Genomic DNA, 23,589 nt, shown 5'->3' with positions numbered 1-23,589 from the left:
CAAGCGGCGTTTATGCTGAGCAATATAATCAATCATTGCTGCTTTCCGATTCAGTGACTGCTTTAGCTACTGTTTTCATAATAGAAAATACCGTGGTGATATTATTTTCCACTGCCCAACGCACATTAAAGTCATACAGTTTAACGCCGTATTCTTGGCGGGCTGTTTTATTCTTTTTATAGGCCGGCCGCGGATCTTGCGCCAATACTTGCGCAATAAAGATCTGCAATTCAGGATGTTTTTTTCGTTGCGCCGATAGTTGTGTTAAGGCTTCATCGGTAAACTCGACAGGCATATCAGCAATGGGTGCATCTGTCGCGTAACCCGCTTGCGCATCAGGTAAACTGTCGGCATAAGGCACATAAGGTTTGATATCTAAAATCGGTGTACCATCGACCAGGTCAATGCCGGATAAATTCAAAATGCACTGATTATTTTTAATCGTAATACTATCTAACTTCGCTACCGATAAACCTAATGGGTTCGGACGGAAAGTCGAACGTGTGGCAAAGACGCCTAAACGTTCATTACCACCTAAACGTGGCGGACGTACGGTCGGGTTCCAACCTTTATCCATGGTTTTATGAAAAGTAAAAATCAGCCACACATGACTAAATTGTTCAATGCCGCGCAGCGCATCGGCTTCATCATAGGGTGGACTTAAAATGAGTTTTGCTTTAGCTGCAGAAACCAAACCAGGTTGACGCGGTATGGCAAATTTTTCTTTATATGGGGTATGGATGATCCCAACTGTATCGAGTTCTAGTTTCATTATTCGCTATCGTTATTACTGCGGGTTAAAGGGGTTACCTTGATCGCATCGCCATAACACACATAACTGCTGAGACAGGCTTTTGATGCGGGTGGGGCGATACATGAACGGATAATAATACCATTGGCATTCAGTGCAGCGGCCTTGCGCTTGGTGGCTATTTTGGCTTGTTGTTGTTCTGCTGGTGGCAAATTTTCGGCAGATTGACAGCTTTCGCCTTCGACTAAACCAAGCTGTTCAACGTGATGATTTTGTAGTGTGCTAGCGGTGTAATACTCGACGCCAGAAATTGAGAAGTATTCGGTAAAATTATTTTTATCTAAGTTGGTTTGTAGCGGATAGTTGCTGCAACCACTCAAGAGTATCGTCAATAATAGTAAATATTTCATGGCATATTCATCAAATGATATTTGCTTTAATTATAATTCTATCACTGACTTAAAGACATTTATTTTTAGCCTTATTTATCTGTTAGGCGGTTTTGTTGCGCTGTTTATCGGTATTACAAATGGATAATTGTGGCTATTTACTAGATAGCTGGTGATTTATAGTCTTAACTTATATTGGATAAACGCAATATGAGGTAAGTACCAGTATGACAAAAACGAGCTGTATTATCGCGCTATTATGTTTACTAAGTTTAGCCAGTATTAGTCTATCTGCCCATGCCCAGATTGATAAAATACGCCTTACAGCTGAAGAGCGTAACTACCTTTCTGATCGAGCCCCGATAAAACTCTGTATTGATCCTAACTGGATGCCGTATGAAGCGTGGGATCCTAAACTTGGTTATATTGGTATTGCTGCTGATTATATTGCGGTGTTTTCGGCGATGCTCGATGTCGAATTTAAAGTGAGAGAAACCAAAACTTGGCAACAAAGTTTAGATGTCACTCGTAATGGTGGTTGTGATCTACTGTCATTTCTTAACCAAACCCCAAGACGTTCGCAATGGTTGATCTTTACTGCGCCTTATGTCGAAGCTGAGGCTGCACTAGCAACCTTGAAAAATGTGCATGGGATCCGTAATTTAAAGTCTCTTCGTGGTAAAACAGTCGCTGTCGTTGAAGGTTATGTGTATGAAGAATATCTCCGTAACAACTATCCCAGAGTGATTGTTAGCCGAGTCGATAACACGGATGAAGCACTGCAGAAAACGGCTAACGGTGAGATCGTCGCGACCATAGAATCCTTATTCGTACTGCGTTATAAAATCGCTAAACTGGGGCTAAAGAATTTAACCGTTTCAGGACGTACCAAATACGTGAACCGTTATCGTTTTGGGGTACGTAAAGACCAAGCCATGTTACGTAAAATTCTAGACAAGGCGATCATGCAAATTGAGCCTAAAGTGGAAAACAAAATTTTACGTAAATGGAGTCTAGAGCATAACTATTAATTAATAGTTATGCCTTGAACGATTTTTAATGGTTTATATCGGGCTGTTCAACGACTTTAATTTGGGTTTAAACTAAACGTTTCTGCCAATAACCGACATCGACCCATTGGTTAAATTTATAGCCCACCTCACTAAAATGTGCACTTTTTTGCATGCCAAGTTTTTCATGCAAAGCGATACTTGCGGGATTAGGTAGAGCAATGCCGCCAATGACGGTTCGTACTTCGGTGGCTTTTAATTGTATAAATAAGGCTTGGTAAAGTTGGCTTCCCCAGCCTTTTCGTGAAGCATCAGGAGCAAGATAAACCGATGTTTCGACACTAAATTGATAGGCACTGCGACTTTTCCAAGGGCTTGCATAAGCATAACCAAGCACTTTTTTATTGTCTTCTGCCACGAGCCAAGGTAGACCTGCAGCCTGTGTTGCTTTGATTCGGCTGGCAATATCATCACTTGTGACCAATTCTTCTTCGAAAGTGATCACGGTATTAGCGATGTAATGATTATAGATAAGGCTGATGGCTTCGGCATCTTGTACGGTGGCTGTTCTTATCATTTGTACTCACTCCCTTGAGTTATTACGCCAATCTTATTTTTAACTGAAATTTGTCTGTAAGACAAGGTAAACTAACCAATTAACCCAATGCTGGGTATTCACCTTGATATTTAACGAAGAGAATTTAGCATGATAGAACGTATGGGAACGAAACCAAGAATGAGTCGCATTGTAAAGCATAACGGCACTATCTACTTATGTGGCCAAGTATGCGCAGATGCAACGTATGGTATCAAAGAGCAAACAGAAACTATGTTAGCAAAAGTGACTGAGCTATTAGCCCAAGCTGGCAGTGATAAAAATCACATGTTATCGGCAACGATTTATATTAAAGACATGGCAGATTTTGCTGAAATGAATGCGGTTTGGGATGCTTGGGTTCCTGCAGGTCACGCACCTGCACGTGCATGTGTACAAGCGAGTATGGCGCGTGAAGCGTTATTGGTTGAAATATCAGTGGTTGCGGCTGAGATAGTATAAAGACGATTAATTGCGTATTAATGGTATATTGTTGAGAGCAGGAAATATTGAGTTCACTCAGTGTTAACTGCTCTATATAACATCTGGTTTACTTTATAAACGGTTTTAACCATCACTTACTCCAAATCCGGAACATCTTTAGATTCAGATCAAATTTAGCTGCTTTTAGTTACGCTATAATAGCTCTAAATGGGTAACTTAAGGTGTGTGACTATGTTAGCATTCAGGTTTAAAGCAGTACTACAAACGATAAATTTATCGTATTTACTGCTAACTATGGTATGTATATTTTTAGGGTTTAGTGCTGTGATCGCAAATCATGGTGATGTAAATGGTTATTTATTAATTGCAGCGTGCATCGCTGCATTTGTTGGTCACGTCAGTCTTTGTACATTCCACGAATATTCAGATTTAAAACATACCTGGGCGTTTAAAGTAAATCGCGATAAACATGTTGGGCATCCTCGTGCGCGTGATCAAGTTAACTCCGCATTCCTTGCCGGACTCGTTGCACTTATCGTGAGCTTGTTATGTGGCTTATTTTTGGTGGTTAAGTTTGGCTTAGGTATTTTACCGGTAGGTGTGATTGGGTTAATGATATTGTTGAGTTACAGCAGTGTTATCAAAAAACATCCGATCTATTCATTATTGGCTCCGGGCTTTGGTTTTGCATTATTAATCGCATTAGGCACCGAGTATGTCTTAGTGGGACAATATACACAGTTGGTTTGGGTTATCGCTATCATCCCATTCTTCTTGGTGAATAACCTGTGGTTACTGAATAACTATGGCAATATCAAAGTATCGGCTGAAGATAATGGCAGTGAAGGTTTTCCGATGGCTTACGGCATCAAAGTGAGTAATTATGTTTATGCTGTGTTTGCCACGTTAGCAACATTAATCATTATTGCTTATGTCGTGATTGGGTATCTGCCAGTACTTAGTTTGATCGCACTAATACCAATGCCGTTAGCATTTTATGCACTTTACGGTGGCATTAAGTTTGGTCAGAATATTACGCAGCAGCCTAAATTTTTACGTTCAAATTTAATCGCGACAGTCGCAACACCTGCGTTATTGGGGTTAACATTGATTTTAGATTAGATTAGATTAGATTAGATTCGTATTTGTTGTATAAGTCGATAATGACCACCCTCAGTGGTTCTGCTGTGGGTGGTCTTCGTTATCTGAGTTACTAAGCTCGTTATTAGTAATTAACTATGCAGCTTGTGCGAATGCTAAATATTTTGGATCGTCGTCACCGAAGATCTCAGCACCTTCCGCTTCAAACGCTTTTGCTAACTGTTCTTTAGCTGGTTCCATGTTGCCTAGTTCAAAGTGTGCTTGACCTAAACGCAGGTGTAAATAAGGGTTTATTGCACCTTCAGGGCATAACATAGCAAAGCCTGTTGCTTCTTCTAATGAAGCCCAGTCGCCTAGCATGAAATGAGCATCACCTAGCGCAGTTAAGATCCAAGTAGAAACGTTCCAATGGATTTTTGGTTCAGGAACAAGATCATAAGCTTGCATGAAAGTCTCGATCGCAATCTTGTATTCTTCAGCTTCGAGCTGCTCTTCACCTTTCTCACAAATGATTTCGATTTTTTTAAATAGTTTAGGATCAAGTGCTGTCTTGGTTGCTGTCATCTTATTTCCGTAATAAAAGCCTGATAGGGTCATCAGAGATATGTATTTTGTAAGTATATCGTATTGCAGCACAGAAATTGTAAAAAAATGGCTAAAAATGAAATCAACGAGATCAACGACTAGACTTTAAGAGCTAGCCGAACTAAATGAGGTGTTTCTATGGAAAGTACCAACAATAAAGTTTTCATTCTCGATACCAATGTGTTGTTGCACGCCCCCTTGTCGATCTTCACTTTTCAAGAACACGATGTCATGATCCCCATGACTGTTTTAGAAGAGCTCGATAATATTAAAGATCGAGGAAGAGATGTCAGTCGCGATGCGCGTGTGGCTATTCGTGCACTGGAAGATATTTTTTCAAATGCAACCTCCGAAGAAATCAGCCAAGGGGTGCCACTGCAAAAAGTCGAAAGTAAAAATAAGCTGGGTAAGATCTCAATTTTTGCCGATAATAGTGTCATGCAGCCAGATGCTTTTTTTACTGATAACGAACCTGATAATCGCATTATCAACGCGGCGTTGTTTTTACAAGGCCAGTCAGAACGTGAAATTGTGTTAGTGACCAAAGACATCAACATGCGCTTAAAAGCTAAAGGCGCGGGGCTGAGACATGTTGAAGATTATCGCTCTGATCAGTTGATTGATGATATTAAGTTTTTAGCCACTGGATTTCATAAGTTTACCGGAGACTTTTGGCAAGAGATAAATGAATGTCACAGTGAAAGTATGAAAAGTGAAACCATGGGTTCGAAGACCATTCATACGGTCGAAACGGAATTGCTGAAAGACACTTTTATTAACCAATACCTGATTGACGAAACCGATCACTTTGCCGCACGTGTTGTCAGTAAAAACAAAGGTGAAATTAGTTTTGTTGATTTAGGCCGTGAACGCCTGATGTCAAAGAAAGCTTGGGGCATACATCCTAAAAATATTTACCAAGGCATGGCGCTGGAGGCCTTACTGAATCCACACATTGATTTGGTGATCTTAACGGGTCCTGCGGGCAGTGGTAAAACGCTTTTGGCCATGGCCGCAGCACTCGAGCAAGTTGTTGAGCGCAAAATGTATGACAAGGTGATAGTGACCCGTAATACCCCTGAAATTGCCGAAAGTATTGGTTTCTTACCCGGTACCGAAGAAGAAAAAATGCTGCCTTGGCTGGCGGCGATCACTGATACCTTAGAAGTCTTGCATAAATACGATGAGTGTAAAGATGGCTCAGTGGAGTACATTAAACAGAAAGCCAATTTACAGTTTAAATCAGTAAACTTCATGCGTGGGCGTTCGATTCAAAATGCGTTTGTATTATTGGATGAGTGTCAAAACCTGACGGCGGCACAATTGAAAACTATCATTACCCGTTGTGGCGAGGGCACTAAGATTGTCTGCTCAGGTAATCTATCGCAAATTGACAGCAGTTATTTAACTGCCGTAACCTCGGGTCTCACCTATATAGTGGAACGTTTTAAAGACTTTGATGGCAGTGCCAATGTGTTCTTAAAAGGTGTGCAGCGTAGCCGTTTGGCGTCTTATGCTGAACATAATTTGTAATACATTGTTTGACGTATTATCTCCATAGTACAGCATTTTAATTCATGATGAGCAAGCACAGCAGGTGTCTAAGTCTGGTGTGCTTTTTTCTTAACAAATTGATTCTCTATATTATTTTTTATTTATACTATTATAATATTAATGCGCGTTACTCATGGACGTTATTATGCGAATTAAAATACTCACACCTTTACTCACATTTTCACTCTTAGTTAGCATTACGGCATGTAGTGGCACACCACCTGAAACTGTCGGTGGCGATCGTGATGCTCATGGTTGTTTACCTGCCGCGGGATATTTGTGGTGCGAACGTAGCCAAATTTGCGAACGTTCATGGGAGCTTGCCGATGCAGCTAGAATTGAGCATACCGAAGCTGAAGTGAAAACCTATTGCGAGATCATTGACAGTGATTTGATTACGGATGAGGAGTGGTAAGCCGCTAAGTGGCAATATTGCATTTTGAGTTAACGTAAATAATGTAAATTAAATGCCAATGAAAACTATTATCAATTAAATTGTCTGTACTTTAATCCCATAAACCAAGCCGTGTTATTACGATCATGTCCTCTATCAGTCAGTCTTTTTCCCAGACACCTATAAGATCGAAACATCAAAAGACAACCTCAAAAAATAAAACATTTTTGAAAAACAAGCAAGTGCAAGTATGGGCACGTCGTCTGCATATCTATATTTCAATGGCGTTATTGCTGTCGATAAAGCCGGTATTATTAATTACCTTACCGAACACGCCCAACTTTCTGGTCGACCTTCAGCTTTAGATGTTTTTACCGAAGTTGAAGACGGTGAATTAATCGAAGGTGAGATAGCCATGGACTACAAAGGTCCGGGGTATAACGTGACGTTCACGCCAAATGTTGCGGGTCGTTACTTAATGAAAGCCAATTACAAAGGTGAATTGAAAAATGATCAGTCAATCAGTCCAGACCGACGATGGTGGTCGTGAAGGTAAGTGGGTGGCGTTATTAATCATCTTAATTTTAGCGATAGCGCCATTTATCAGTGATAAAAGCTGGGAACGTAAAGGTAAACATGACTGGCGTAAAGTCGCACCGGCACCGATGACAGCAAGCGCGCTTAATACAGACGATCTTATTAATGCGGGTTGGACACAAGTGGTGTTTGCTGACGATAGCGATCCAGACAATACAGCACATACAGATAAAGACGTTCCCTTGTTACCTGCTGTTGGACAATCAGTTGGTGAGGGTGCGGTAAACCATTACAACGCTGGCAGTTAGCACTTTAAGTCTGCTCAGGTTTCTCGCGCTAGTATTATAAATAACACGCCCCAGGTAATAGTGATTGCTCGGGGCGTTGCTGTTACTACTTGGCCGTGGTTGTCATTGAGTTATGGTTGCCTGCAATAATCGGGTCTGTGTGTACTTAACTTATGCCTAGGAACAGGTATAATAACCACAGTTGAAATAAGGATTATAAAATGAAATATCACCGCTTAAATGAGATTATTGAGTTATTACAACCAGAATGGCAGAAAGTACCTGATATGAACCTGTTGCAGTTGCTCGCAACGTTGGCTGCAGAGATGAAGTTTACAGGTGAGTTAGCAGCGTTGAGTGATGATGCGCTTATCTATCACTTAAAAATGCGCAACAGCGCGAAAGATGACATGATCCCCGGGTTAGCGAAAGATCAAGAAGATGACTTTAAAACCGCGCTGCTCAAAGCACGCGGTTTTATTTAGACTCTTACTTATTCAGCGTCCCCAAATAACGTTTCAACATATCCGGTGCATCTTGATCAGCCAAAATAGCGGCTGGTGCATGCAGTGCGATCTTACCGTTTTCTATAAAGGCAATATTGTCGGCTATCTGCAGGGCATCATTGGGGTTATGGGTGACCATTAATACGGTAATGCCATGTTCTTTATTCAGCTTGGCGATCAAACGTAACATCTCTTGACGTAATGCGGGATCGAGCGAACTAAAGGGTTCATCTAATAGTAATAGTGGTTGTTTACGTGCGAGACAACGGGCAATACCAACGCGCTGACGTTGACCACCACTCAAGTCAGCGGGTAAGCGATGCAGTAAATCAGTCATCTCCACTTGTTGTGCTGCGGTTTCTAACGCCGTTTGTTGCTCGGCATTTAACTTCATGCTGGGTGCTAAGCCAATGGCAATATTTTGTTTAACGGTTAAGTGATTAAACAAATTATGCTCCTGAAATAACGTGGTGATCGGTCGCTGCGCAGGTGCTTTAGTTAATATCGAGTCTTGTTGAAAACGGATATCCCCCGATAACGGCTGATTAAAACCCGCAATCAGATTCAGTAGCGTTGATTTACCCGAACCACTGGCCCCCAGGATCGCTAAGGTTTCGCCGCGATTAACGACTAAATCAAAGTGCATCTGCATTTGTTCATAAGCAAAGGTAATATTATTTACCTGTAATAATGCCCTGCTGCTGTCGGCATTGCTTAGGGGAATAGCATTGTTTAGGAGCGTTGCATTAGGCATTTTTGCCTCCAATAATACGTTCGAACAAATAGAAAATAATACCGCAAAGGGTTAATAAGAAAATCGCAGTCACTGCGGCGGCATCAAGTTGATAGCTGCCTAACTGGCGGTAGAGCACCAAAGGTAAGGTTTGCATATTTTGGCTACCAAATAACGCGATCACACTTAAATCACCCAGAGATAGCACACAAGCTAGCCCTAATCCCATCGCCACCGGTTTACGTAATAATGGCCATTCAATAATGCGCAGACGCTGCAGGCGTGATAAGCCTAAACTGATAGCGAGTTTGTCATATGACGCAAAGCTATCTTGGATCGGTTGGTTCAATACTCGCAGTAAATAAGGTAATGCCATCAGTGCATTGACGAGGATCACCAGCCAAGCGGCAATGCTAAATACATCAACATAGGGGCGTAATAATAAGAACAAGCCCGTACCGAGTACCAGTGCTGGTACCACTAAAATAATAGCGCCAATATTTTCGATGCCATACGCTAATGCCATGAGCTTAAAGCGTACTTTTAATATGCGTGTCGAGAATAAAATTGAGCAGGCCAGTAACAAACTTAATAAACCCGAGCTCAGGGCTATTTGTAGTGAGATACCTGTGGCTTGCCATAACATAGGATCGCTAAGAACGGCGAGAGTCTTGTTGTTGATGCCACTGATAAAAATAGCCAGTATCGGTGGTGCTAATAAACAGCTGGCTAAAATAAAGCTGATCGCATCACCAATTTTACTGCTTAGCGTGTGGCAGTCGGGGCGACGAAAATAATTACCGGATGGTGCTGACATAGGTTGTGACTTTAAAAATACCGCACTAAAAAGCATTAACGCCACGGTGATCGCGACTTGGATGATCGCCAAGGCCACGGCTTGCTCGATATCAAATTCAAATTTAAGTGCTTGGTAGATGGCGACTTCAAGTGTGGCGTAATTAGGCCCACCGCCGAGCGACATGACAATCGCGAAACTGGTAAAGCACAGCATAAAAATAAGACTGATTAACGAGGGTAATTGTTGTTTTATCTTTGGCCATTCTAAGGTGATAAAGATGTGCCGAGATTGTAAGTTAAGTTGACTGGCTAAACGCCAAGATTCACTGGGAATGGAATCTAATGTTTGTAATAAAATACGGGTGGCTAACGGCACATTAAAAAATAAATGGGCAAGCAGAATACCGGTTAAGCCATAAATATAATGGCCGGTTTCTATGTTAAAAAATCCGAGTAGTTGATTAACCCACCCACTTTTACCGTGCACAGTAATAATACCAAAGATGGCAATGATAATGGGCAGTACCAGTGATAAGTTAAACAGTTTGATGATCATTTGTTTACCCGCGAACTCTCGACGCGAGAACGCGCGTGCTAACGGGATCGCTAAACCAATACTCAAGCCCGTTGATAAGGCCGCTTGGTAAAAACTAAAGCGAATGACATGTTGGGTGTACGAGTCCGCCAGCACACTGCTGAAGTCTAACTCGGTTTGTGAAAAATTAAGTAGGGCAGTAAAACTACCACCCACTAGAATTAAAATGATGCTGATGGCGAGCACTGCGCTACACCACCAGTATTTATGCGAATTCGCGATCATAATTTTTGATTAATTATTTACTCATTATGGACTAATTATTGGGTAACAGCGTTACGCCATTCCTTCACCCAAGATTTACGTGATTGAGCCACTTCTTCTGGTGTGAACTCGAGGGTTTTTGCGGGGCTAATTAATTGTTCGAACTCGCTTGGCAGTGCCGCCGCTTGTTTTGCTGGTAGCATCCAGTTACCTGTTGCTATCACGTCTTGGAATGCAGGGGTAAGTACGAACGCCATGAATTGATCGGCTAATTCTGGATTGGCGGCATCTTTCAAACGGGCAACCACCTCTGTTTGTTGATAATGACCTTCACTGAATTCTGCGGCTTTATACTTAAATTCTTGCTCGGCAACCATGTGATAAGCCGGTGACGTAGTATAGCTTAATACCATGTCCGCTTCGCCTTTCAAGAACATGCCGTAAGCTTGGCTCCAGCCTTTGGTGATGGTGACTGTTTTAGCTGCGATCTGTTGCCATGCTTGCGGTGCTTCGTCACCATAAACGGCTTTTACCCATAACATGAAACCAAGGCCTGGGGTGCTGGTGCGTGGATCTTGATAGATAATGCTCAGATCTTTACGTTCAACTAATTCAGCTAAACTCGCTGGTGGATTGGCCAGCTTTTCACTGTCGTAGATAAATGCAAAGTGACCGTAATCGAATGGAACAAAGTACTTATTCGTCCATTCGTTTGGCAGTGATAAATTACTGGTATCTTGCTGATGAGGTGCAAGCAGGTTGGTTTTTACTGCTTCAGCCATCAGGTTGTTGTCTAAGCCTAATAATACATCAGCCTTGGTGTATTTACCTTCCAGTTTGACACGATTCAGAATACTGACCCCATCTTCGAGTGCGACTAAATTAAGTTCGCAATTACACTCGGCTTCAAACGCAGTTTTTATTTTTGGACCTGGGCCCCAATCGGATGCAAATGAATCGTAGGTATAAATATTTAATACTGGTTTGTCAGCGGCGTGAGCGACTTGTAATGACAGCGAAGGTAAAAGTAGGGCAGTGCAAAGTGCTAGTTTTTTGATCGTGTGCTTCACGGATACTCCTAGAATGTGAAGCATAGAACTTATGACTCAGTTGGTCGAATCTCATTCCTATGCCAGCATTATCTGGTTCAAGTTATTACGGGTGTTATCTCAGCCAGTGTGACTTTTTAACAAAAAGTCGAGCAGCACCCCGATGAGTGAACCTCCATTGTATTTTTATTTGTTCTAAAGTGCTAGTGAATTTTGTATCGTGAAAAAAGCAATCTGGATCGCATAATTTTACTTGGCGTGAACCGAGTGAATAAATGATGACTATACTCAAAAAATAAACGGATCATTTAGATATTTGAATGATTTATATTTTTCTCAGAATTGATAAATTAACTAATCAACATTTATAAATTAGAGTCATAAGAGGGATATTGATGTGCTAAAAGCTAATTTGGAACGACGTAGTTATCACCGAATGTTAATCGATTCACCGGTGCAGGTGACGGATGAAGAGCGTAATATTACTGCTATCTGTCGTGATTTAAGCGCGAGTGGCATGTCGTTAGATATATCTGAAAATTATTTTTCTTTAAACGATAGCGTGAGTATTTTTCTACCGACTGGCGATACCCGCGTCCCGCCGTTACAAGCCGAAGCAAAGGTAACTCGTATCGATAATTGTGGTGATAATTATCAAATAGGGGTCGAATTTACCAGTTTGACTTAGCCTGAGGGACTTATATTCGCGCCAGTAATTCAACGAGATGTAATTACGCTCCTACAACAAGGCCGATAGTGTATTTTCACTATCGGCCTTGTTGTTATAACCGGTTACTTTAATCGCAGATATGTATAGATAAGTTAACTAGATGGTTAATGTGGTGCTAATTAAGCGCCAATTTTAGCGGCAATTAAATCACCCATTTGTACTGTGTTTTGCACTGGTTTCGCATTCGCAGCACTGTGTAGATCGCCGGTCGCATAACCTTCTTCTAATACAAATGAAACTGCTTGTTCAATCGCTTGTGCCGCTTCTTCTTGTTTTAGTGAATAACGTAACATCATTGCAGCAGATAAGATTTGAGCAATTGGATTGGCAATACCTTTACCGGCGATATCGGGTGCGGAACCACCTGCTGGTTCGTATAAACCAAAGTCAGAATCGTTCATACTTGCTGATGGCAACATGCCCATAGAGCCAGTGATCATTGCACATTCATCAGAAATGATATCACCGAATAAGTTGCCACAAAGCAGCACATCAAATTGCGATGGGTCTTTGATTAACTGCATTGCTGCGTTGTCGACATAGATATGTTCTAGTTCAACTTCTGGGTATTCTTGGGCAATTTCAATGACCACTTTACGCCATAATACAGAGGTCGCGAGTACGTTAGCTTTATCAACCGACGTTACTTTTTTACCGCGTAGTTTTGCCGCTTCAAAGGCAATACGAGCAATACGTTCAACTTCAGCACGGCTATAAAGCATGGTATCAAAACCAGTTTCGTCAGCGCCTTCGCCTTTATTACCTTTTGGTAAGCCGAAGTAGATACCGCCAGTTAATTCACGCACGACAACTACGTCAAAACCATTGCTTGAGATGTCTTCACGCAGTGGTGAAAATTTTTCTAAACCAGCATAAATTTTAGCTGGACGTAGATTACAAAATAGTTTGAAATGCCCTCGCAATGGTAATAATGCGCCTCGTTCAGGCTGTTCTTGTGGTGGTAGTCCTTCCCATTTTGGGCCACCGACAGAGCCGAATAAGATCGCATCTGAATTTTCACACGCCGTTAGTGTGCTTGTTGGTAATGGTGTACCGTGGTTATCGATCGCAATACCACCAACATCATTAAAATCATAGGTAAATTCTAAATTAAACTTACTTTGTACAGCAGCAAGTACTTTAATTGCTTCCGCCATTACTTCTGGACCGATACCATCACCTGGTAATACCGCAATATTGTGTTTTGTTACAGTCATGCTTAGCCGCCTTTCCTATATTATTGATGTTGTTTTTTAAGTTTCTGTTGTTCTACCGCATTGGCGCGATGGATATTATTCATTACGTGGACATAAGCCAGCGCCGACGATTCGATGATATCGGTGGCTAAGCCGATACCGTGGAACTTACGGCCTTCATACGTTGCGACAATATCGACTTGACCCAGTGCGTCTTTACCTTCGCCTTTGGCTGTGATGTGATAATCGGCAATATCGATATCGAAGCCAGAAATACGACTTAAACATTTATAAACTGCATCAACTGGACCATTACCTATCGCCGCTTCAGTGTCTGTACGAGATTCATCCGTTGTTTCTAATTGTGAAATTAAGCTAATTGTTGCGGTTGCTTTCACGCCGGAACCAGACTGAACACTGAGATAATCTAATTTAAAATGTGCTTCATCTTCGTGCAAATTATTAAAGAAGATTAATGCTTCAAGGTCATAATCGAATATTTGGCCCTTTTTATCCGCCAGTTGTAAGAAGCTTTCATACAGCTCTTCAAGATCATAATCATTAGCAGTATAGCCCAGCTCTGCCATACGATGTTTGATCACATGACGACCAGAACGTGAGGTTAGATTTAACTTGTTTTGGGTTAGACCAATACTTTCTGGGGTGATAATTTCGTAAGTATTTTTTGCTTTCAGCACGCCATCCTGATGAATACCTGAAGAATGTGAAAATGCATTAGCACCCACAATGGCTTTATTAGCCTGTACTGGCATGTTGCAGAGTTGGCTGACTAGCTGGCTGGTTCGGTAAATTTCTTGTGCGTTAATATTGGTGGTTTTACCTAATAAATCTTGGCGTGTGTGCAAGATCATGGCTATTTCTTCTAATGAACAGTTACCTGCGCGTTCACCAATACCATTGATGGTACATTCGATTTGACGAGCACCTTGCTCTATGGCCGCAATGGAGTTCGCTACCGATAAGCCAAGGTCATCATGACAATGTACCGAGATCACGGCTTTATCAATATTTGGCACGCGATTGAATAAGTCGGTGATGATGCCGCCGAATTGCGATGGCACGGTATAACCAACGGTATCTGGAATGTTAATCGTGGTGGCACCGGCTTTAATGGCTTCTTCAACCATACGACATAGATTATCGATTGGGGTACGGCCGGCATCTTCACAAGAAAACTCAACGTCATCAGTATAACGACGGGCATGTTTAATCGCGTGGCAACCCATCTGGAGCACATCGTTAAAGCTACGTTTTAATTTACTTTTAACATGAATATCTGATGTCGAAATAAAGGTATGAATACGGAAGTATTTCGCAACTGACAGTGCTTGGGCTGCAGCGTCAATATCTTTTTCAAGCGCGCGAGAAAGGGCGCAAACACGACTATTTTTAATATTACGTGCAATCGTCTGCACGGATTCAAAATCACCAGGTGATGAAATTGGAAAACCAACTTCCATTACATCAACACCTAGGCGCTCAAGTGCAAAGGCGATTTGTAATTTTTCTTTTACGGTTAAGCTTGCAGATAATGCTTGCTCTCCATCCCTTAAGGTCGTATCAAAAATAATAACCTGGTCTGACATTATGAATCCTTCAATTTGCCGTTATATAGACTCGCTTTAGCCATCTATATGTATAAATTAATTTTATGCATTAATCATTACAGGCTTGGCTGTTTTTTGTCAATTGATTTGTCCCCAGCTACTGGCAGATACACAATATAGCCAAGCCGTAAGACCAGCGTGGCAATATTACTTTTATCACATAGCTAAATTAGACCTTTCTTTGATCTATGCCACACTTAAATTAGGTTTTTTATCGTGGAGTGAGATATGTTATTTAAAAATGAACAAGGCGAGATGGTTGAGCTTGCAGATGACCTAACACTGAAAGAATTAACCGATATGGGGATTGATATATCTTTAGTTGAAAGAGACTGTGATGAACCATTAGACAGTTGGTCGCATTTAGCCAGTCACTAGCGACACTTAACTTATTATTTTCGAGCGTAATGACTAAATAAGTTGTAACTTGTGGTTAAACCCCCAGTTTATAACTAAAATGACGCTATTATTGGATGGTTAAGTGTTAAATAGGTTATAAAATATTCATTTATTTTACAAATGAAATTTTACAGGCTACCCTCTCTGGCTTACAAGTGTAAGCCGAGTTTCGTTTGCGCCCGAATTAACATGAGAAATAGACATGAGTCAGCATTTTGTAAATCAGATCCTTGCGAGGATTGAGCAATATCAAGATAAAACAGCCCTGAAGAGTAAAACCAAAACTGGTTGGGATCGCGTTAGCTGGAAGCAGATGGGTGAACGTATCGAAGGTTTGGCAAATAACTTACTTGATCGTGGACTTAAAGTTCAGGAAAACGTGGGTATTTGGTCAAATAATTTACCAGAATGGACGATTGCCGATCTCGCTCTGCAGCAGTGTCGTGCCGTTTCGGTACCACTTTATCCAAGCAGTACTTCATCACAAGCTGAATATATAATTAATGATGCCAATATTACCTGCATGTTTATTGGTGATAAAGCGGAATTAAAACTCGCCTTACCATTACTTGATAAATGTGAATCGCTGCAGTCCCTTATTGTTTTTTCTTCGGGCGTTAATTTACCTGATGATCCTCGTGTTGTTGCTTATGCCGATATGCTAGCGTTCACACCTAATAGCCCATCATCGATAGCGCTCTCACAGCGTATTGAACAAGCCAGGTCAGATGATCTTGTTACCTTAATTTATACCTCTGGCACCACTGGTGAACCGAAAGGCGTGATGCTTGATTATGCTAACATTCAAGCTGCATTAGCAGCGAATGAGTCCGAAACGCGTTTAGAAGAAAATGATGTTTCATTAGCATTCTTACCGTTAAGCCATGTTTTTGAACGTATTTGGACGTTTAATGCATTGTTATGGGGGGCCGAAAATACTTACCTGAAAGATCCTGCGCGCATTCAAAAAGCCTTAACAGATACTAAGCCTACTGTGATGTGTGCGGTACCACGTCTGTATGAAAAAATTCATACCACCATTATGAATAAAGTTGAGAATGCCCCAGCAGCACGTAAAAAATTATTTCATTGGGCTGTTCGCGTCGGTAAGCAACGCTTTGAAGCACAACAAGCGGGTACGTCTGTGTCGCCATTATTGCAACTGCAACATGCGATCGCGGATAAATTGGTATTTACTAAATTGCGCGCTGTATTTGGTGGCAAGGTACGCTTCTTCCCTTGTTCGGGTGCGAAACTCGACGATGAAGTTAACTTATTTTTCCAAGCAATCGGTATCCATATTAAATATGGCTACGGCATGACAGAAACTGTGGCGACAGTGAGCTGTTATTCGAAAGACTTTAAACTCGGATCGATTGGTTCGGTGTTACCGGGTATTGAAGTGAAACTGGGCGCTGAAAACGAGATCTTGATTAAAAGCCCGACTGTCATGCGCGGTTACTTCAACAAGCCAGAAGAAACGGCAAAAACCTTTGACGGTGAATGGTTGAAAACGGGTGATGCAGGGGCGATTGATGAAAATGGCTACTTGTATATTACCGACCGTTTGAAAGATTTAATGAAAACTGAGTGTGGTAAATATATTGCCCCACAATTAATCGAAGGTACGTTAGGTCGTGATCGTTTCATTGAACAAGTGGCCGTATTTGCGGATGCCAGAAAATATGCCTCGGCCTTGATTGTGCCTGCACAAGAAGCAATTGAAGAATATGCTAAAACACTGAATCTAAAATACGAATCGTATGTTGAATTACTTAAGCATACTAAGATAGTTGAATTGCTTGATGAACGTGTTAAAGAAATGCAGAAAGAGCTGGCTAAATTTGAGCAAGTGAAGAAATTTAAGCTCATGGCATCACCGTTTACCAATGAAAAAGGTGAGCTAACACCGACGCTTAAGTTAAAACGTAAAGTGATTCAACAGCGCTACAGTAGCTTGATCGAAAGTATGTATAGCACTGTTAAAAAAGGAAAAAATATAAAACATTAAGTTTTTTTACTAGCATAATAATCCCGTTATGCACTTTTAAGGTGACTTACAACGGGATTATTATGTCTAGATTACATTGATCACTGAGTGAACCTTTACTGCCCTAGCACTTTTTTCTATTTATGACTGAGCCGAGTAAAATATTCACCCCATTGTTATTGATCTGCACTAATCTTAATTGAATATGAATTAAGTAGATTGGTCACAATGGATAGTGCTAATTATGGACAAGTTCAATACCGGGAATATTTCACATCAATGGCGTAAAATTGTTCTTACCTTCATTGCGGTTGGTAGCTCGCTAGCACTGTTTTTTTGTATCTATCTTTTCGCGTTTTCGAGTGATGCAATCTGGTTCTTGTTATTAGCATTACGCCATACGATCATCTTAACGCCTACTTCCGTCATCATTACTATTTTTGTCAGCGTCATTAGTGTTATTTGTATCTATAAAACAAATAACTACAGGAAGAGTCTGCGAAAAGCTAATTTGGAGTTATCCCGCTTACAAGGGCGACTTGTAGCGCTGGATTTATCGGTATATTTAGATAATTGCACTGGATTAGCCAATCGATTTAAATTTCTAGAAATGCTCGATAGCAGAATGGCAGAAGGGCAAGGTAATACTGCGTTATGTATTTTGGATCTCGACGATCTTAAAGATATCAATGATACTTTAGGTCATAATGTCGGCGATCAAGTCATCGCTATTATCGCGCAACGCATTAAATTATCGTTAGGTTACCCGCTGCAACCTAACATGTATAAAACCGATATCTTTCGTATTGGTGGCGACGAATTTGCCATATTAATAATGGGTTTTTCAGATGCTGAAAATATCGCGCCTATCTTGAACCAATTGCTGAAAAATATTCGTCGTAAAATTGAATTGTCTGATAAGAGTATCGTTATCGGTGTCAGCATCGGTGTCAGTATCAGTCCTGAGCATGGTACGTGCAGTGACTCATTATTGAAAAAAGCGGATATGGCGATGTATAAAGTCAAAGAGTCAGGCAAGCATGGTGTGGCTTTTTTTAAACCTGAGTACATGCGAGAATTGGAATACCGAGTCCATCTTGAGCAAGAACTTAATCAGGCGATTATCAATGGTGAATTTGAAATTTATTATCAACCTATCATTGATATATCAACAGAAACAGAGTTAGGCTTTGAAGCGTTAATTCGTTGGAATCATCCTGTTCGTGGTTTAGTCCCCCCCGATGACTTTATTCCTGTGACTGAACAAACGGGTCTTATCGTGCCTATAGGTCAATGGATCATTAAACAAGCTTGCAGTGATTTAGCGTTATTACAGATCCACAATCCTGAGTATTTCATTGCGATCAATATCGCCCCACAACAACTTGCGGATAATGCCTTTGTACATAATGTCAGAAGTATTTTAGCGAGTTACTCTTTATCCCCAGCCCAGATCCATTTTGAGATAACTGAAACCACATTAATGAATGCAGATAGTGATAACTTGCGCGTATTACGCGAATTAAATAATTTAGGTATCAAGTTATGGATTGATGATTTTGGCACGGGTTATTCTTCATTTAGCTATCTGCATAAATTTAAGTTCTATGGTATTAAGTTGGACCGTAGCTTTATTGAAGGTGTCGTTGACTCGGAGCGTAGTCAAAAAATAGTGAAAGGTATTTGTGCTATGGGTGAGGCTTTAAACTTAGAGTTGCTGGGTGAGGGCATTGAGCATCCAGGGCAAGCAGAATTCTTACTTAAACAAGGTTGTTTTAAGGTACAGGGATACTGGTACGCAAAACCTATGTCGTTATCAACGTTACATATGTGGTTGGCGAATCGAAATGAAAATCCTGCGACTAAAATGATTGACCAGCCATCAGCATAGTTAATTATATCGTTATTCGAGAAATTGTTTGTTTTAAAATAGCGGAGTGTTATCACATGGGTAACTTACCGTGGGCGATATTTTTTATTCTAAATCAATGTGTTGCTGGTGTGCGCCTCTTTGTTGTCTCCTCATTTCCAGCCGAAATATATCGTTCTAAGTAATGATGATGAATTTTTTTAATATTTAATTTCTTATATTGCTTTTAAAGATGATTTTATTTTGTTAATTTTAATGAATAAACCAATAAAAATAAAGTTAAATCTAATTCAATGGGAAGTTTAAACTTGTAACTAATTGGTTATAATGTCGACAGTTGTCAAACTAGAATTAGGAAATGGGCCGGGAGGGCCTGCTTATGGAAATGTTGTCTGGTGCCGAAATGGTAATCCGCTCACTGGAAGATGAGGGTATTGAGCATATCTTCGGTTATCCTGGTGGCTCTGTTCTTGATATTTATGATGCGTTATTCGAATCAAGTAAAATTGAACATTTTTTAGTCCGGCATGAGCAAGCTGCAGTGCATGCTGCAGATGGTTATGCACGTTCAACAGGGAAAGTTGGTACCGTCCTAGTTACATCAGGACCGGGGGCGACAAACTGTATTACTGGTATTGCTACTGCGTATATGGATTCGATTCCGCTGGTTGTCTTATCGGGTCAGGTTCCTACGTCAATGATCGGTAACGATGCATTCCAGGAAACGGACATGATGGGGGTATCTCGCCCTGTTGTAAAACACAGTTTTTTATGTAAAACAGCTTCTGAGATCCCAGAAGCGATCAAAAAAGCGTATTATATCGCGTCAACAGGTCGTCCTGGACCTGTGGTAATCGATTTACCAAAAGATACGCAAAACCCGTTAGCTAAATTTCCGTACAAATATCCTGAAAGCGTGTCTATGCGATCATATAACCCGGTTACATCGGGTCATAAAGGACAAGTACGTAAAGCCGTTAAAGCGATTGCAACGGCTAAAAAACCAGTACTTTATGTTGGTGGCGGCGCGGTAATTGCGAATGCTGAAACACAAGTACTTAAATTTGCAGAACAGTTAAACCTACCGGTAACGAATACTTTGATGGGTCTGGGTATCTTTCCTGGTACGCATTCACAGAATGTCGGTATGTTAGGTATGCATGGTACATTTGAAGCGAACAAAACCATGCATAACTCAGATCTTATTATTTGTTTAGGCGCACGTTTTGATGATCGTGTCACCAATGCCATTGATAAATTTTGTCCTGAAGCAAAAATAATTCATGTTGATATCGACCCAACATCAATCTCTAAAACAGTACACGCTGATATTCCCATTGTTGGTTCTATCGAAGTGGTTGTTGAGCAGATGCTTGAGGTTATTGAAGAGTTGGATGTTACCGCGAACGAAGAAGAACGTGCTGCTTGGTGGAAACAAATTGATAGCTGGCGTACTAAAAAATGCCTTAGCTATGAAACAGGGTTGTCAATTAAACCGCAAGCGGTTATCGAAGGCTTATATAAACATACAGAGGGTAAAGCGATTATTACCTCGGATGTAGGCCAACATCAAATGTTTGGTGCCTTGTATTACCCGTACGATAAACCACGCCAATGGATCAACTCCGGCGGTCTTGGGACTATGGGCTTTGGTTTTCCTGCAGCTATGGGCGCTAAAATTGCCAACCCAGAAAAGATAGTATGTTGTATTACTGGTGATGGTTCTATTCAAATGAACATTCAAGAATTATCTACCTGTCTGCAATACGGTATTGCCGTGAAGATTATCACCTTGAATAATGGTGCGCTAGGCATGGTTAAACAGTGGCAGAAAATGTTCTATGATGGCCGTCATTCTCACTCTTATATGGAGTCTATGCCTGATTTTGTTAAGTTAGCAGAAGCTTATCATCACGTTGGTATTCAGGTGAGTAAACCTGAAAATTTGGATAAAGCTTTTGCTGAGTGCTTCTCGGAAGAAAATAAAAATCGTGTTGTATTCATGGATATTATTATTGATCCAGAAGAGCATGTATATCCGATGCAAATTAAATATGGCGCAATGGACGATATGTATTTAAGTAAGACGGAGAAAACCACTTCATGAGACGTATAATTTCAGTATTAACAGAAAATGAATCAGGTGCTTTGTCACGAATCGTTGGTTTGTTTTCACAACGTGGTTACAATATTGAGTCTTTGACTGTATCAACGACTGATGATGACACGCTTTCGCGTTTAACCTTGGTTACAAATGGTGATCGGGCTGTTGTCGAGCAGATCATGAAGCAATTGAATAAGCTGATTGATGTGCTAAAAGTAAGTGATCTTACCGAAGGTGCACATATTGAACGTGAGCTGTTATTAATTAAAGTAAAAGCATCCGGTTTTGTCCGTGCTGAAGTGAAGCGTACATCGGATATTTTCCGTGGTCAAATTGTCGATATCACTGATTCTTTATATACCGTACAACTGACGGGTGATAGCGATAAGCTTGATAGTTTTATCAAAACATTAGCGTCACAGACTGAGATCGTCGAAGTAGTTCGAAGTGGTGTTTGTGGTATCGCTCGTGGTGAGCGTTGTCTAAAAGCATAATCTCGCTTTTATGTGCATAAAAAAGCCAGCCCATGTTATGTGGGCTGGCTTTTTCTTTTACTTAATTTTATTTAAAGTCACTTACACTAATTTAGATATTTCACTATCAAATAAATTTTTCATTAAGCCAACGAATTCTTCGATAAACGTCATTTGTTCATTCGTTGGTGGTACGTCCCAAGCACTGGATAATACCTCTTCTAAATCCCCTACAATGGCATCTATTTCACGGATAATAACAAAGCGATGTTTTTCAGTCAGCTGTTGATGTTGATTACACATCGCCATGGTATTCGTCGCGATATGTTCGGAAAAAATATCGCCAATGGTATCTGTAGTCGAGGAGCCTTGCTGGTTATGGTGTTCAAAAATGGCTAAGTTATCAGCTAAAAAGTGAATTAGCTGAATATAACCATCACTGTTTGTTATCATAATTATTTACCGCTTCAAATATAAATAGTACATGCTATTGCACAGTTTCGCACTCGTAGGCCTTCGCCGCATTATGACACTACGTGCGTATAAACATGTATAAGGCTTGGATTATGCGCTGACCGCTTTGATAGGTAAAGTAGAACAGAAAACTAAGCGCTATATTTTGTTCTACTTTGCGTAATATCAATAATGTAGTCAGAGAGTGGTCAGCCGATTCATATTAAATAGGCATGTGGAATGCGATTAACTAAATCGTGAGAAATCAGGTTTCCGCTTTTGCATAAAAGCGTTTACTGCTTCTTTTGATTCTTCACTTTCAAGTGCCGCTGAGAAGTACTCAAGCTCAACGTCGATCACTTTTTCTATTTGGTTAATCAACTCAGCTTTCATCAATTTTTTGGTATTACGTAACGATGCCGGCGCTTTCGCCGCTAGCTTTAAGGCACTTTTTTCAGCCATTGCAAATAATTCATCAACGGGAAGTACTTTATTAGCGAGGCCGATTTCCAATGCGGTTTGAGCATCAAATTTATCTGCAAGCAGCATCAGTTCGGCGGCGCGTTGATGACCGGCAAGACGCGGTAATATCAGACTGGCAGCATATTCTGGTACGGCGGCAAGGTCAGTAAATGGCAGGCGCAGTACGGCGTTATCGGCAAGGTATACGAGGTCACAATGCATGAGCATCGTGGTACCAATACCGATAGCTGGCCCAGCTACTGCGGCAATTACTGGTTTTGAGAAGTGTAATAATGCCCACATATACTGCATCAGTGGCTGATCTTTAGAGAAGCCCATACCATTCATGAAATCAGCCATGTCATTACCAGCACTGAAACAACTTTCTGACCCGCGCAGTATCACCACACGTACAGCTGGGTTGTGATCAGCCTGACGAAAAGCCTCTGCTAGCTCGGTATAAAACGCGCTGTTAAATGCATTGAGCTTATCTAATCGATTGAGGGTTAACGTTAATACACCTTGTTCATTTAACTGTGTCAGTAAATAAGTTGCCATTTTATGTTCCTGTTAATGGTTTTTTGGAATAACTATGTTGCCATGTAAGTATGTTGGATTGCACTATAAATGTTAAAGTTAGGTGTTAACCTTGTTGGGAAAGTTTATTTTATTTGTTATGTAGACACAGAGTCGCAAGTTTTAATATAACAAAAAGGAATAAAAAATCATTATTTATTCTTTGTGGTTATCGT

25 protein-coding genes are annotated in these 23,589 nt (G+C 40.8%); 14 read left to right on the top strand and 11 right to left on the bottom strand.

Going from position 1 to position 23,589, the window contains the following annotated elements:
- Window positions 1-28: 28 nt before the first annotated feature.
- Together tsaA and rcsF are read right to left on the bottom strand one after the other, a co-directional pair.
- Complete coding sequence (gene tsaA, locus MORIYA_RS11350; RefSeq protein WP_112715272.1) at window positions 29-772, bottom strand: tRNA (N6-threonylcarbamoyladenosine(37)-N6)-methyltransferase TrmO; 744 nt, start codon at window positions 770-772, stop codon at window positions 29-31.
- The gene (gene rcsF / locus MORIYA_RS11345) at window positions 772-1,161 is read right to left on the bottom strand and encodes an Rcs stress response system protein RcsF (protein WP_112715270.1); all 390 of its coding nucleotides are present in this window, start codon (window positions 1,159-1,161) and stop codon (window positions 772-774) included. The genes tsaA and rcsF overlap by 1 nt, the downstream gene beginning before the upstream one ends.
- 206 nt (window positions 1,162-1,367) lie before the next feature.
- Between rcsF and MORIYA_RS11340 the strand changes: the two genes are divergently transcribed.
- A complete protein-coding gene (locus MORIYA_RS11340; protein WP_112715268.1) occupies window positions 1,368-2,171 on the top strand; it encodes a transporter substrate-binding domain-containing protein in 804 nt (267 codons plus the stop codon).
- Between the two features lie 67 nt (window positions 2,172-2,238).
- Here MORIYA_RS11340 and MORIYA_RS11335 read toward each other — a convergent pair whose 3' ends face one another.
- Window positions 2,239-2,727: an arsinothricin resistance N-acetyltransferase ArsN1 family B gene (locus tag MORIYA_RS11335; RefSeq protein ID WP_112715266.1), complete on the bottom strand. Its 489-nt coding sequence runs from the start codon at window positions 2,725-2,727 to the stop codon at window positions 2,239-2,241.
- A 129-nt stretch (window positions 2,728-2,856) separates the two neighbouring features.
- On the opposite strand from MORIYA_RS11335, the gene MORIYA_RS11330 reads away from it, so the two are divergent.
- Entirely contained in the window at window positions 2,857-3,207 is a 351-nt protein-coding gene (locus MORIYA_RS11330; RefSeq protein WP_043994430.1) for a RidA family protein, read from the top strand.
- Window positions 3,208-3,420: 213 nt separating this feature from the next.
- Window positions 3,421-4,311 carry a prenyltransferase gene (locus tag MORIYA_RS11325; protein WP_112715264.1) on the top strand — a complete coding sequence of 297 codons (891 nt, stop codon included), beginning with the start codon at window positions 3,421-3,423 and terminating at the stop codon, window positions 4,309-4,311.
- 114 nt (window positions 4,312-4,425) lie between these two features.
- On the opposite strand, the gene MORIYA_RS11320 is transcribed toward MORIYA_RS11325, so the two are convergent.
- Window positions 4,426-4,854, bottom strand: coding sequence for a tetratricopeptide repeat protein (locus MORIYA_RS11320; RefSeq protein ID WP_112715262.1), 429 nt, complete (start codon window positions 4,852-4,854; stop codon window positions 4,426-4,428).
- Between the two features lie 159 nt (window positions 4,855-5,013).
- Here MORIYA_RS11320 and MORIYA_RS11315 point away from each other — a divergent pair, with 159 nt between their 5' ends.
- The 5 genes from MORIYA_RS11315 (at window position 5,014) to MORIYA_RS11295 (ending at window position 8,132) form a co-directional block, all read left to right on the top strand.
- Window positions 5,014-6,408 carry a PhoH family protein gene (locus MORIYA_RS11315; RefSeq protein ID WP_112715260.1) on the top strand — a complete coding sequence of 465 codons (1,395 nt, stop codon included), beginning with the start codon at window positions 5,014-5,016 and terminating at the stop codon, window positions 6,406-6,408.
- Window positions 6,409-6,574: 166 nt separating this feature from the next.
- On the top strand, window positions 6,575-6,844 hold the full coding sequence (locus tag MORIYA_RS11310; RefSeq protein WP_112715258.1) for a hypothetical protein: 270 nt from the start codon (window positions 6,575-6,577) through the stop codon (window positions 6,842-6,844).
- 229 nt (window positions 6,845-7,073) lie between these two features.
- Window positions 7,074-7,373, top strand: a complete 300-nt coding sequence (locus MORIYA_RS11305; protein ID WP_232011613.1) for a hypothetical protein — start codon at window positions 7,074-7,076, stop codon at window positions 7,371-7,373.
- Complete coding sequence (locus MORIYA_RS11300) at window positions 7,333-7,668, top strand: hypothetical protein (protein WP_232011612.1); 336 nt, start codon at window positions 7,333-7,335, stop codon at window positions 7,666-7,668. The genes MORIYA_RS11305 and MORIYA_RS11300 overlap by 41 nt, the downstream gene beginning before the upstream one ends.
- A 200-nt stretch (window positions 7,669-7,868) precedes the next feature.
- Entirely contained in the window at window positions 7,869-8,132 is a 264-nt protein-coding gene (locus MORIYA_RS11295) for a YihD family protein (protein WP_112715256.1), read from the top strand.
- A 4-nt stretch (window positions 8,133-8,136) separates the two neighbouring features.
- Here the strand turns inward: MORIYA_RS11295 and thiQ are convergent, their stop codons facing one another.
- From thiQ to thiB, 3 genes are read right to left on the bottom strand one after another with little or no spacing between them, the layout of a single operon-like run.
- Entirely contained in the window at window positions 8,137-8,907 is a 771-nt protein-coding gene (gene thiQ / locus MORIYA_RS11290) for a thiamine ABC transporter ATP-binding protein (protein ID WP_112715254.1), read from the bottom strand.
- Window positions 8,900-10,504, bottom strand: a complete 1,605-nt coding sequence (gene thiP / locus MORIYA_RS11285) for a thiamine/thiamine pyrophosphate ABC transporter permease (RefSeq protein ID WP_112715252.1) — start codon at window positions 10,502-10,504, stop codon at window positions 8,900-8,902. Before thiP ends, thiQ begins: the two co-directional genes overlap by 8 nt.
- 35 nt (window positions 10,505-10,539) lie before the next feature.
- Window positions 10,540-11,553 (bottom strand): thiamine ABC transporter substrate binding subunit, encoded by a 1,014-nt coding sequence (thiB, locus tag MORIYA_RS11280; protein WP_112715250.1) that lies wholly within the window; start codon window positions 11,551-11,553, stop codon window positions 10,540-10,542.
- Window positions 11,554-11,929: 376 nt separating this feature from the next.
- On the opposite strand from thiB, the gene MORIYA_RS11275 reads away from it, so the two are divergent.
- On the top strand, window positions 11,930-12,220 hold the full coding sequence (locus MORIYA_RS11275; protein WP_112715248.1) for a PilZ domain-containing protein: 291 nt from the start codon (window positions 11,930-11,932) through the stop codon (window positions 12,218-12,220).
- Window positions 12,221-12,381: 161 nt separating this feature from the next.
- Here MORIYA_RS11275 and leuB read toward each other — a convergent pair whose 3' ends face one another.
- Window positions 12,382-13,479 (bottom strand): 3-isopropylmalate dehydrogenase, encoded by a 1,098-nt coding sequence (leuB, locus tag MORIYA_RS11270; RefSeq protein ID WP_112715246.1) that lies wholly within the window; start codon window positions 13,477-13,479, stop codon window positions 12,382-12,384.
- Window positions 13,480-13,499: 20 nt separating this feature from the next.
- Complete coding sequence (gene leuA / locus MORIYA_RS11265; protein WP_112715244.1) at window positions 13,500-15,065, bottom strand: 2-isopropylmalate synthase; 1,566 nt, start codon at window positions 15,063-15,065, stop codon at window positions 13,500-13,502.
- A gap of 249 nt (window positions 15,066-15,314) precedes the next feature.
- Here leuA and MORIYA_RS11260 point away from each other — a divergent pair, with 249 nt between their 5' ends.
- The 5 genes from MORIYA_RS11260 to ilvN all read left to right on the top strand — a co-directional run bounded on the left by MORIYA_RS11260 (window position 15,315) and on the right by ilvN (window position 21,943).
- Window positions 15,315-15,464: a 2-isopropylmalate synthase gene (locus MORIYA_RS11260; RefSeq protein WP_112715242.1), complete on the top strand. Its 150-nt coding sequence runs from the start codon at window positions 15,315-15,317 to the stop codon at window positions 15,462-15,464.
- Between the two features lie 223 nt (window positions 15,465-15,687).
- Entirely contained in the window at window positions 15,688-17,496 is a 1,809-nt protein-coding gene (locus tag MORIYA_RS11255; protein WP_112715240.1) for an AMP-dependent synthetase/ligase, read from the top strand.
- Between the two features lie 223 nt (window positions 17,497-17,719).
- Window positions 17,720-19,366, top strand: coding sequence for a putative bifunctional diguanylate cyclase/phosphodiesterase (locus tag MORIYA_RS11250; RefSeq protein ID WP_174216925.1), 1,647 nt, complete (start codon window positions 17,720-17,722; stop codon window positions 19,364-19,366).
- Window positions 19,367-19,724: 358 nt separating this feature from the next.
- On the top strand, window positions 19,725-21,452 hold the full coding sequence (locus MORIYA_RS11245) for an acetolactate synthase 3 large subunit (RefSeq protein WP_112715238.1): 1,728 nt from the start codon (window positions 19,725-19,727) through the stop codon (window positions 21,450-21,452).
- Window positions 21,449-21,943, top strand: a complete 495-nt coding sequence (ilvN, locus tag MORIYA_RS11240) for an acetolactate synthase small subunit (protein WP_112715236.1) — start codon at window positions 21,449-21,451, stop codon at window positions 21,941-21,943. Before MORIYA_RS11245 ends, ilvN begins: the two co-directional genes overlap by 4 nt.
- An 81-nt stretch (window positions 21,944-22,024) precedes the next feature.
- On the opposite strand, the gene MORIYA_RS11235 is transcribed toward ilvN, so the two are convergent.
- Window positions 22,025-22,375: a DUF3802 family protein gene (locus MORIYA_RS11235; RefSeq protein WP_112715234.1), complete on the bottom strand. Its 351-nt coding sequence runs from the start codon at window positions 22,373-22,375 to the stop codon at window positions 22,025-22,027.
- 246 nt (window positions 22,376-22,621) lie between these two features.
- The gene (locus MORIYA_RS11230) at window positions 22,622-23,395 is read right to left on the bottom strand and encodes an enoyl-CoA hydratase (protein WP_112715232.1); all 774 of its coding nucleotides are present in this window, start codon (window positions 23,393-23,395) and stop codon (window positions 22,622-22,624) included.
- Window positions 23,396-23,589: the final 194 nt, after the last annotated feature.

The sequence above is a fragment of the Moritella yayanosii genome (assembly GCF_900465055.1).
Classification (GTDB): domain Bacteria; phylum Pseudomonadota; class Gammaproteobacteria; order Enterobacterales; family Moritellaceae; genus Moritella; species Moritella yayanosii.
Note: the sequence above shows the minus strand (reverse complement) of the source record. Positions and strands in the feature narration are given on the sequence as shown.